General features: G+C 38.8%; 10 protein-coding genes. 8 read left to right on the top strand and 2 right to left on the bottom strand.

Features of this window, described 5'->3' with window-relative positions; translation table 11 throughout:
• The first annotated feature begins 13 nt into the window (after positions 1-13).
• The 4 genes from R5R67_RS07455 (at position 14) to R5R67_RS07440 (ending at position 6336) form a co-directional block, all read left to right on the top strand.
• Complete coding sequence (locus R5R67_RS07455) at positions 14-895, top strand: LysR family transcriptional regulator (protein ID WP_000925112.1); 882 nt, start codon at positions 14-16, stop codon at positions 893-895.
• Positions 896-1092: 197 nt separating this feature from the next.
• Positions 1093-2487: an L-cystine transporter gene (locus tag R5R67_RS07450; RefSeq protein WP_001025081.1), complete on the top strand. Its 1395-nt coding sequence runs from the start codon at positions 1093-1095 to the stop codon at positions 2485-2487.
• Between the two features lie 148 nt (positions 2488-2635).
• Entirely contained in the window at positions 2636-3451 is an 816-nt protein-coding gene (locus R5R67_RS07445) for a PhzF family phenazine biosynthesis protein (protein WP_000784952.1), read from the top strand.
• 122 nt (positions 3452-3573) lie between these two features.
• On the top strand, positions 3574-6336 hold the full coding sequence (locus R5R67_RS07440; RefSeq protein ID WP_000480983.1) for a M16 family metallopeptidase: 2763 nt from the start codon (positions 3574-3576) through the stop codon (positions 6334-6336).
• 57 nt (positions 6337-6393) lie between these two features.
• Here the strand turns inward: R5R67_RS07440 and R5R67_RS07435 are convergent, their stop codons facing one another.
• Positions 6394-6777, bottom strand: coding sequence for a DUF3144 domain-containing protein (locus tag R5R67_RS07435; protein WP_000078676.1), 384 nt, complete (start codon positions 6775-6777; stop codon positions 6394-6396).
• Between the two features lie 103 nt (positions 6778-6880).
• Here R5R67_RS07435 and R5R67_RS07430 point away from each other — a divergent pair, with 103 nt between their 5' ends.
• Positions 6881-7513, top strand: coding sequence for a hypothetical protein (locus R5R67_RS07430; protein WP_001149995.1), 633 nt, complete (start codon positions 6881-6883; stop codon positions 7511-7513).
• A 35-nt stretch (positions 7514-7548) separates the two neighbouring features.
• On the opposite strand, the gene R5R67_RS07425 is transcribed toward R5R67_RS07430, so the two are convergent.
• Positions 7549-9012: a CYTH and CHAD domain-containing protein gene (locus R5R67_RS07425; RefSeq protein ID WP_000230516.1), complete on the bottom strand. Its 1464-nt coding sequence runs from the start codon at positions 9010-9012 to the stop codon at positions 7549-7551.
• A gap of 165 nt (positions 9013-9177) precedes the next feature.
• On the opposite strand from R5R67_RS07425, the gene R5R67_RS07420 reads away from it, so the two are divergent.
• From R5R67_RS07420 to hemL, 3 genes are all read left to right on the top strand, one after another.
• Positions 9178-9561 (top strand): DUF962 domain-containing protein, encoded by a 384-nt coding sequence (locus R5R67_RS07420; RefSeq protein ID WP_085943474.1) that lies wholly within the window; start codon positions 9178-9180, stop codon positions 9559-9561.
• Between the two features lie 116 nt (positions 9562-9677).
• Positions 9678-10289, top strand: a complete 612-nt coding sequence (thiE, locus tag R5R67_RS07415) for a thiamine phosphate synthase (RefSeq protein WP_001214802.1) — start codon at positions 9678-9680, stop codon at positions 10287-10289.
• Between the two features lie 42 nt (positions 10290-10331).
• Complete coding sequence (hemL, locus tag R5R67_RS07410) at positions 10332-11630, top strand: glutamate-1-semialdehyde 2,1-aminomutase (protein ID WP_000059223.1); 1299 nt, start codon at positions 10332-10334, stop codon at positions 11628-11630.
• The last annotated feature ends 36 nt before the right edge of the window (positions 11631-11666 follow it).

Here is an 11666-nt window from a genome sequence, read left to right as displayed (position 1 = left end):
TTGAGATGGTGGCATGTTGCTTAAGTCTTTAGAGTTTTTTTTAGCGGTTGCAGAGAGTGGAAGTTTTTCATTGGCTGCACAAAAAATGTGTACGGTTCAATCCAATATCACGAGCCACGTGAAAAAGCTTGAAGAAGAGTTAGGTGTGATTTTATTAAATCGTCATAACCCCGTTACATTAACCAATGCAGGACACCAGCTACATGGTTATGCTGTGCAAATGATCGCACTGCATAATAAAGCGAAGACAATCTTCCGAGAAGGTGATATTGACCCGAATGAAACTATTCGTTTGGGCAGTATGGAAACGACAGCAGCAATACGACTTCCGCAATTGCTTAATGAATGTATGCAGCAACATCCGAATTTGCCGCTTGAACTTCAAACTCACCCGACAGGATATTTGTTAAATGCTGTGCAACAAGGAGAAATCGATTGTGCTTTTGTTGCTTCTAAATATGTGATTCCAGAGCTATATAGTTTTCCGGTGTGGCAAGAACAACTGGTTTTGGTTTGCCCAAAACAACAAATTGATTTTCCCGACATTGCCACCCTCGCAAAGACTCGATTTATTGCATTTCGACAAGGATGTTCCTATCGGCATGCAATTGAGTTGTTTTTAAATGATCACAGTGTGCCACCTTCGCAAATTATGGAAATGGGCAGTCTGGATGGCATTGTAAGCTGTGTGGAATTAGGTGTCGGTTTTGCTTTATTGCCAAAGTCATATCTGAATAAAGTAGCCGATAAAGTCTCATTAAGTTGTTTTGAAATTAACACTGAATCTGCACATTTCACTACTTATTTGGTCGCTCAGCCTCCTGAAACATGGGGCAGTAATTTAAAGCAGTTTATTTGTTTTATTGAGCAACAATTTATACAGAAATGCGCTTAATTTTTATACATAAATATCTAACGTAACTTATGTTTTAAAAGTGATATATATGTATTTAAAAGTCATTTTATATTCTCATTCAGATCGGTAATGATCTGCATGCTAGAAAATTGTTGAAAAGGGTAGTTTATATAGGCCGGCTATGGTCAAATATGCCCCCTTAAAAGATGACACAAGCAATAATTTGGAGTTTGGGAATGAATATACCCTTAATCATCAATATTGTGGTTTTTGTCGGGTTAATATTTTTACTCGCCCAAACACGTAAAACGGACTGGAGCTTATCTAAAAAAGTTCTAGCTGGCTTAATTTTAGGTGTAGTGTTTGGTTTAGGACTACATTTGATTTATGGCGGTGGCCATCCGATTCTTGCTGAATCTATTAGCTGGTTTAATATTGTTGGTAACGGCTATGTAAAACTTTTACAAATGGTCGTGATGCCTTTGGTCTTTGTTTCGATTTTAGGTGCGGTAGCGAAGCTACACCAAGCTTCTTCTTTAGGAAAAATCAGCTTCTACACCATCGGGACTTTGTTATTTACCACACTCATCGCTGCGCTGGTTGGGGTATTTGTGACGAACTTGTTTGGTTTAACTGCCAAAGGTTTGGTACAAGGGGCGGCTGAAACAGCTCGACTTACTGCAATTCAGACTGACTATGTGGGTAAAGTAACAGACTTAAGTGTACCGCAATTTATTCTTTCTTTTATTCCGAGTAACCCTTTTGCTGAGTTAACGGGTGCAAATCCGACTTCAATTATTAGCGTGGTTATCTTTGCTGTCTTTTTAGGGATAGCAGCACTCAACCTAATGAAAGATGACGCAGAAAAAGGTCAACGTATTCTGACGGCTATTCAAACATTACAGTCTTGGGTAATGAAGCTTGTTCGTTTAGTGATGACGCTTACACCATATGGTGTTTTTGCCCTTATGACGAAAGTTGTGGCAAGTTCAAATGTCGCAGATATCTTGAACCTAGGTGGTTTCTTGGTGGCGTCTTATTTAGGTTTGGCGATTATGTTCGTCGTACATGCCATTATTTTGACTGTGACCGGTGTTTCTCCACTTAAGTTCTTCAAGAAAGTTGCTCCGGTTCTAACATTCGCGTTTACGAGTCGTTCAAGTGCTGCAAGTATTCCACTGAGCATTGAAGCGCAAACTCGTCGTTTGGGTGTGCCTGAGTCTATTGCAAGTTTCTCTGCTTCTTTTGGTGCCACTATTGGACAAAATGGTTGTGCGGGTTTATATCCAGCCATGCTCGCAGTCATGGTTGCGCCAACTATGGGTATTAACACCCTAGACCCAATGTGGATTGCTTCGTTAGTGGGTATTGTGACTTTAAGTTCAATTGGCGTAGCAGGTGTTGGTGGTGGTGCAACTTTCGCAGCATTGATCGTACTTCCTGCTATGGGCTTACCTGTAACATTGGTTGCTCTTCTTATTTCAATTGAACCACTCATTGATATGGGACGTACTGCGTTAAACGTAAATGGTTCGATGACTGCTGGTGTAGTTACAAGCCAATTTATGGGGCAGACCGACAAAGCTATAATGAATAGCGAAGATGAAATTGAATTAACTCAACATCATTAAGAGTTAATATTAAACGGCTCTTCACTCTGGATGAGCCGTTTTTTTATATGTGTAACTTGCGACTGTGATGTTAATTTTTAAAAAACTGTATCTGTTTTTCTTTTAAATAATTTTCGAAAATGAGCCTATTAAGAAAGAGAGCACTAACATGAAAATGTATCAAGTCGATGCTTTTACCAAAGAGTTATTTCGTGGAAATCCGGCTGCTGTGATTGTTGGAAAAGAGTGGCCAGATGCAGATTTAATGCAAAAGATAGCACTTGAAAATAACTTATCTGAGACTGCTTTTGTAAAAATTATAGACTCTAAAAATTATGAAATACGTTGGTTTACTCCAACGGTTGAGGTGGATTTTTGCGGGCATGCGACTCTTGCGAGTGCTTTCGTATTATTTAAAGATTTTACTGAGAAAAAGACTCTTAATTTTCATGTACGAAACTTAGGTTTGTTTGTAGTTCATCAAGATGAAGACGGCAAAATCAGAATGGATTTTCCAATTCGTAAAGCTCAGCAAGTTGAAGATTATCCGGCTATTTTACGTCAAGCATTAACAAAACCGTTTAAAGCGGTTTATCAAAATATTCAAGCCTACATCGTTGAATATGAGTCAGTGCAAGATGTGTTAGATGAGCAACCTGACATGAACTTACTTAAAGCCTTAGGTAAGCGGACTGCAATTACAACTACAGCAATGGATGTTGCAATCACCTCAAAAGCTGACGATCAATATGACTGTGTTTCTCGTTATTTTGCACCTGTCGCAGGCATTGATGAAGACCCGGTTACTGGTTCAATTCATACCGCAATAGCGCCGCTATGGGCAGAGAAACTCGCTAAAAATAATATTGTGGCCTATCAGGCTTCTAGCCGTGGAGGCGTATTGTATTGTAATGTCTTAAATCAGGAACGTATTGAAATTTCGGGATATGGCAAACTTTATATGCAAGCCGAAATTTTTCCTTAAAATATAAGGCCGTTTAAATAAACGGCTTTTTTTTCAAATCTTTACTATGAAAGTCAGCTCAAATTTCCTACTATAGTCACACAACTATTGATTTTTTATTATTCAAATTAATTGGTATTTATATGTTTATGCAGTTTAAACAACTGACTCTCTCCCTATGTATTTTTGGTTTAAGTGCTGCCTCTTTTGCACAAACAACATTAGTAAAAAGTAAGCAAAATGTTGAGGAATATAAATTAGATAATGGTTTTCGGGTAGTGCTTGCGCCGAATGACAAAGAAAATAAAATCTTTATTAATACCATTTATTTAACGGGTTCTTTAAATGATCCACAGGGTAAAAGTGGTTTAGCACATTTACTCGAACATTTAGCATTTAAAGGCACGCAAAATGTAAAAGGTGAAGAATTCCAACGCCGTTTAGATCAATATACGTTAATGACGAATGCGAGCACGGATTACTATTCAACCAAATACACCAATATTGTCCGTCCAGAAAAAACAGCACTCGATCAAGTGCTGTACCTTGAATCTGAGCGCATGGACAAATTAGTTCTACAAGAAAAATTTGTGCCTTCTGAAATTGAAATCGTAAAGCGTGAACGTGAAGTCCGTATGGATCAGCCTTTTGCTGTCTTGATGGATCAAATGTGGAAGTCGGCTTATGGTAATCAATATCTAGGTCGATTACCGATTGGTGATTTACCTGAGCTTAAGTCAATTAAAATGCCTGAGTTGAACCAGTTCTATCGCAGTTGGTATGCGCCTAATAATGCGGTCATGGTGATTTCAGGCAAGTTTGATAAAACTGATGTTTTAAAAACGATAGACCAATATTTTAGCCCAATTCCTGCAAGAGCTGTGCCTAAGCCTGTTCAAGTGCCTGTGTTAGATTCTACAAAACTCAAAAACCGTGAGTTTGTGGTGAAAAAGGGTAGTGATTTGGCCAAATTCCATATCTATATGGATGGTAAAAACACAAAAATTCAACCGGAACTGGCTTTCGCACCTATGTTGTATACCATGCAGCCAAGTGGTCATTTGTACCAAAATATGGTTGAAACAGGTGTTAGTACAGACGTTCAGGCATCAACATGGCTAGATCAAGATTTTAACGTCGTATTTTTAGGTGCTATTTATTCACCAAAAAATGACCCTAAAAAAGTTGAAAGCGCTTTACTCTCAGGAATTGAAAAGGGTAAACCTTTTACAGAGACTGAGCTAAATCGTGTAAAAAGCTTAATGAAAACGCAAGGTGAGTTAGTCAATAAAGATGCCGTTGCTTTGGGTTCGCGTCTAAGTGATTACACTGTAGCGGATGGGCAATGGGACCAATATTTTAAAGATTTAGATTCAATTGATAAAGTGAAGCTCAATGAGGTAAATCAAACCTTAAAACAGTTCCTTGTTGCAGGTCATCGTATTGATGGCGATATTTTGCCAACACCAGAAGACCAAAAGAAAGCATTACAACTCGACGCAAAAGATAAGCCTAAAACATTAGATCAAACAGATGTTAAAGCAGAGCCTTTAAAAGATCCGAAAGTTTATCAACAAGAAGTTGCCGAGTTTTTAAAAACGTCTAAGCAATATGCCGAAAGTAATGAGAAAAAGATCATTCGCGGAAAACTTAAAAATGGAATGAAGTATGCTTTATTCCCTGTAGAAACCCGTGATGATCGTACCTATGCCACCATTACTATGGATTTTGGTACTGAAAAATCTTTATTCGATAAAGGTACGGTTGTTGATTTAACTTCATATTTATTGCTTCGCGGTTCTGATAAATATAGCTTGCAAGATATTGCCGATAAATCGATTGATGCAGGTGGCGCGGCTTATGCGAGTGCCGATGGCAATGGCATGACCATTAATATTCAATCTAAAACTGAAAAGTTTGATGAGTTTTTCAAGTTTGTTCTAGAGGTCATGAAAAATCCTAAATTTGAACAATCTCAATTTGACTTAATTAAATCTCAAAGCTTATCTAGTCTTGATCGTCCTTATACAGAACCGGATGTGGTAGCAGGTCTAACATTATCTCGCTTGGTAGAAGAATACCAGCCGGGTGATTTGCGTTATCACTTTGAACCGGAGCTGGCTAAAAAACAATTAAAGAATGTGACTCAAGAACAAGTCAAAGAGCTTTATCAGCATTTCTTTGCCATGAATCATGCACAAATTGCGATTACAGGTGCATTTGATGCCCAAAAAATGAAAAAGCTATTGAATCAAGAGTTCGGAAGCTGGAATAGCAAACAACCGTATGAAAAAATCTTGATTCAGCACGTTGATTTCCCTGCTCAGCAAGTACATGTCTTATCTGAGCAGCGTGAGTTTGGTAGTTATCAAAGTGTACTTGCCTTACCAGTTGGGAAAAACCATCCTGACGCTTCTGCATTAATTTTAATGAATTACATTTTGGGTGAATCTCAAATTTCTTCACGTTTGGCTCAAGAGCTTCGTGAAAAAAATGCATTGGTATATGGTTTTGGTACTGGTTTGCAATTAGATCGAGACACGAATGTAGGTGCGTTAAGCATTAGTGCAAATTATACGGCTGGTCGCTCGGCACAAGTTTCTGCTTCAGTTCATAAGGTTCTAAATGACTTAATTACTCATGGTATTACAGAGCAGGAGCTTGCAGCAGCGAAGGCGGATATCATGAAGAAACGTGTTACTGCCTTAGAAGATGAACGTAATATTCATGGTATGCTAAATCTAGAGCTTGAGTCAGGTAAAACATTACTTGACCGTGTTAAACATGATCAAGAGTTAACAAAGTTAACGGTTGCTGATGTGAACGCAGTTATTAAAAAATATATTAAACCTTCAAATCTTGTTGAAGTTATGGCTGACCAGTATGGTCAAGCACAAAAGCAGTAAATAATTGCCAAATAAAAAGCCACTTCATGTGGCTTTTTATTTGAGTGGTAAAATATTTTAATGGTCGTGTTTGTGAGTATGAAAATCTTCATTCTTACGGAAACGTAAGTAGTTATCGAACTGTTCACAATACTCATCAAAGTTATCTTCAAGCATCATTTGGAACTGTTGAAGAAGATAAGACATCACCTGATCTTTTGCATCACGCATTTCATTACCATCTTTAAAATTATTGGCAGCCACCCATGTATTAAAACGAGCAGTTGCAAATAACATGGCTGCGCTCACTTGACCACGAAGCTCGGCCGGGTCTGGCTTTTGGCCTTTTGGCGGGCGACAAAAATCATTTGCTTGTTTAATGAATTCATCCGCACGCTCAAAGAAAACAGCATTTAACGCTTCTTCTTCAGTAATATCTGTTGCATTAATCTTTTGAGACATGACTTATTCCCGCAAAAATAGAGCTGCTTATTATAGGCAAAGCCTTGCGGAAACAAAACCTTTGCCTTAGTCTGTAAATAGCCTAAGTATTGGGAGTTATAATATGCAAGATGCAATTGCCGTTCAAAGTCTAAAAACAGACATTGCTTTATTACGCCAGCATATTTTTCCACCCCAATATTTGGAGCATGTAGAAGGGCTGCCAATTTATTATGGTTTGCAAGAAGAAGTCTTGGCCTATTACCAACAATGGAAAGATTTAATAGAAAGGGCACAAGAGCTTTTTCAACCTTTTATGGAAGATGAATTACCAGATGCAATTCATTTACCAAGCCATCTAAACTTACCCTTATTCTTTTTCCATGTAGACCGAATTCGGATTAATAAAACACGCGCAAAAGAATCAAAAACTTTCCGTGGTGTGGCCAGTCTTATTGAAAAATGTGGGCAGTTTGACACAGACCAGATATTTACCATGCAAGAATGGTTGCAGAGTGATGATACCGCAGCGCTAGTTGCACACCGTGAATTTATTGATTTACGGACGTATGTATTCCAGCATGGTCAAAGTGAATATACGCGTTCACGGTTTTATACCAATGGTATTGTGTTAGGGGTAGAGCCACACTTTAAACTCGTCGATGCTCGCGATAAACCAAGAAAACAGCGTAGTGATAGCTATAGCGATCCATTAGCAGATAACGGTGTATGGAAAGTATTTGGTAAATACAGATAAAAATTCGCGGCATATTTGCCGCGACTTCAAGATTCTTACCAAAATGTTTTTGCCTGTTTAAATTTTTGCAAAGCTTCGGCAGACTGATTTTGTAAATAAGGTTGTTTGGCTTTAACCCATCCTAATGCAAACCAAAAATGTGGGTCGTGTTCAATCGTTTTATTAAATAGATCTTCGGCAATAAATAAGTCGTTATAAAGTCCTAAAGTATTTTGCACAGGCTGTAATTGTTTTAAAAACTGCTGAACATTTTTACGAGGATATAAGCTCGATATAAACTCAATGGAGTAACGAAGCTGTTTGGCTTTCTTGCGCGTTCTGTGCTGTTCGGTGACTTCAAGCTCAGTGAAATGATCGGCATTACTCACCACTTGATGATGTAACTTATCTAAGCTTTTTCCTATATATTTTTTCAATTTTCCTTTGGCATTTTGATCGTCTTCTTCTGAATAGGCAAATGCTAATAAGGCGAGTATAAGCTTAATGGTATCTGCGGATTTAAACAGCGTGGCAAGGTCTTTTAATGGCTGTTCAGAGATCGGAAGTAAAAGCTCAGGTGAACCATGCTGCACAATCATAGGTAAAATTTCGGTACGAATGGCATCTTCGTCTCGCGTGTCCCCAAGCTGACGGAACAGTTCGGCAATTTGCTCTTCCCACACAGGGTTTAACTCGTCTGACCATGCTGAAAAATGTTTTAGTGCACTACGTAAACGGCGTAAGCTTACGCGTGCCTGATGAATGTGCTCAGCCTCGGCAACTCCATCGGCAATTGCGGCCATGTTAGGCAAGAATTGTCCCAAACAGTTTTCTACAATCTTTTTGAGTGCCTGTTCTGCTGAAATGTCTTTATCTAAGTTCAGATTTTTTGCGTGAACAGCCGGTGAAGCAGCTTGACCCAATGCGAGTAAATTACCGCGCTCGGCTTTACTTCTCACATCGAGCCAAAGTTCATAACGATTAATCCATTGCTGAGCAAATTGAATCAGTGTTTTTACTGCACCTTGTTTAAGTTCGAACTCAACTTCGCAAATTTTGCTTTGTGCTGTTGCTGTTTTTACGACGCCGTCATCGAGACAGACTTCAATTGCCGTGTCATTTGCTTCAAAAACATGATAGGTACGTTGTACATCAGTCTCAAACTGTAAGCTTAGCTTTTCGACTTCAGAGCCTAAAGCTTGAGTAACCAAATCTGTGACGGCTTTATTGTCTTTATATAACTCAAGGTCTAAGACAGGTTCTTGATCGCATTTTCCTAAAAAAACTTCTTCTTCGACACGATGTAAATGACTTTGGCCGGCAGCCTTAAAGGTTTGTACCCACAGATCATTTTCTTTACGTAAGCGTAAGGCCATACCATTTTTTGCAAGTAGGCGGTCTGGCGTATCGTAATACTTGGCCTGTAAATGAATATACTGTGCTTTATGTTTTTTTAAATATTGCTGGACGGTTTTTTTCTTCGATTCAGGTAACTGAAACTTAAGCTCAACTTCAACCATAACAGATCTCCCTGAATCAGGTATTTAAACTATCTTGAATAAGTATAATAGCTTAACGCTAAAAATAATGTTTTTGATAGAGAAAGTTACAATCAAACATATGACGCTACACTTTTATTTAGGTGTACAATCAGGTGATGTTTTGATCAAATAAAAATCAGGAAGATGATCGTGAATGCACCCGTAAATTTTAATCATGAAACTCAGCCAGAGTTTGAGTTACCTATTAAAAACTATCAGGAATTTTATCGTTTTTATTTAACTGAACACCGTAATATTATGAGCAGACGCTTACATGCGGTGGGAAGTAGCATTGGTCTATACTTTTTTTCAAAAGCTATTCGTAAGAAACAGGCCAAATACGCACTCTATGGTTTAGTTTCTGGCTATACATGTGCATGGGTTGGACATTTTATGTTTGAAAAAAATAAACCTGCCAGTTTTAAACAACCGCTTTATAGCTTTATTTCTGATTGGCGAATGCTCTCCGATGTTGCGACTGGTCGGTTAAGTTTAATTGATCGCAAGCACGATAAAATTCCAAGTTAATTTTTATTTCTATTTTTAATATACCGATTGGTACTGATAAGCCTATATCAATCGGTACTTATGATGACTTATAAATCCGTTATACTAGCGAAGTTTTTAAAAAGCGAGAGTAGAGTATGCGCGGTTTATACCTCATTACCAATGATGACCCAATCCAATTATTATTAGAAAAATTAGACGCCGCACTCGCAACCCGTCAAATCGCAATTTTACAGTACCGCCGTAAAAAAATAGACAAAGCCGAACAGCCTGCTGAAGTTGAACAGATTAAACAGTTATGTGAAAAATATCAGGTTCCTTTTGTCATTAATGATGACCTAAAACTGGCTGCTCAGTTTGGTTTAGGTGTGCATTTAGGCCAAAGTGACGGTGAAATTACCGATGCAAAATCGCAGTTACCAGAAGGTGTCATTATTGGCCGTACTTGCTTAAACTCTTTAGAGCTTGCCCAAAAAGCAATTGCCGATGGCGCAACTTATGTTGCCTTTGGTGCGGTTTATGCAACTGCCACTAAACCGGAAGCTGGCAATGTAGGTATAGAAGTGATTAAGCAAGCAGCAGCTCAATATGATTTACCTATTTGTGCAATTGGTGGTTTGACTGTTGAAAATTCAAAACCCGTGATTGAGGCTGGAGCTGACCTCTGTGCAGTCATTAGTGATATATTAGGTCGATCAACTGCTGAAATTCCTGCCCGTGTACAAGCGTGGGCACAATTATTTTCTTAAGCTTTCAAAATTATTTTTTAGATATTTAAGACGAGCATTTCCATGAGTTTATCTCCAAAGCAAGAACAGTTATTTAAACAAGCCAGCAAACACATTCCAGGTGGTGTGAACTCTCCGGTACGTGCCTTTAATGGCGTTGGAGGCACACCGGTTTTCATTGAGAAAGCCAAAGGTGCGTATTTGTGGGATGTAGATGGTAAGCGCTATGTAGATTATGTTGGCTCTTGGGGACCAATGATTTTGGGCCATGCTCATCCGGATATTATTAAGGCTGTGCAAACAGCAGCAGAAGATGGCTTAAGTTTTGGTGCACCAACCGTACACGAAACAACGTTGGCAGATATTATTTGTGAAATCATGCCATCTATTGAATTGGTACGTATGACCAACTCTGGTACAGAAGCGACCATGACTGCTATTCGTTTAGCACGTGGTTATACTGGCCGTGACAAGATCGTGAAGTTTGAGGGTTGTTACCACGGGCACTCTGACTCATTGTTAGTAAAAGCAGGTTCTGGTTTATTAACTAAAGGTGAGGGCGAACCAACATCAAAAGGTGTACCAGCTGACTTTGCTAAACATACTTTAACACTGCCATATAACGATATTGCAGCATTAAAAGAATGTTTTGCTAAATTTGGTCATGAAATTGCGGGCGTCATTATTGAACCTGTTGCAGGTAATATGAATATGGTGAAACCAATTGATGGTTTCTTACAAGCGATTCGTGATGTGTGTGATGAATACAAATCTGTATTTATTATTGACGAAGTAATGACAGGTTTCCGCGTTGCATTGGGCGGTGCTCAGTCAGTTTATAACGTTAAACCTGACTTAACGACTTTGGGTAAAATTATTGGTGCTGGTTTACCTGTAGGGGCCTTTGGCGGTAAGCGTGAAATCATGGAATGCATCGCACCTTTAGGGGGTGTATACCAAGCGGGGACTTTATCTGGTAACCCACTTGCTATGCGTGCTGGTATCGAAATGTTTAAACATTTACGTCAACCGGACTTTTATAGCAAATTATCTGCTCAACTTGAAAAGTTACTTGCAGGCTTACAAGCAGCAGCAGATGAAGCGGGTATTCCATTTAAAACTCAGCAAGCTGGCGCAATGTTTGGGCTTTACTTTACTGACCAAGAAGACATCACAAGCTTTGACTCAATGTTGGCATGTGATATTGAAGCTTTCAAAAAGTTCTTCCATGGCATGTTAAAGCGTGGCGTAAACTTGGCGCCGTCTGCATTTGAAGCAGGCTTTATTTCATCTGCTCATTCTGATGAAGATATCGAATTTACCATTCAGGCTGCAAAAGAAACCTTCGCCGAAATGAAGTAAGCAAAAAAGCCCGTTTTAAACGGGCTTTTTAATTTG

Origin of the sequence: Acinetobacter sp. OYA S30 (assembly GCF_033599315.1) — a bacterium.
In the GTDB taxonomy this organism is placed as follows: domain Bacteria; phylum Pseudomonadota; class Gammaproteobacteria; order Pseudomonadales; family Moraxellaceae; genus Acinetobacter; species Acinetobacter baumannii.
Note: the sequence above shows the minus strand (reverse complement) of the source record. Positions and strands in the feature narration are given on the sequence as shown.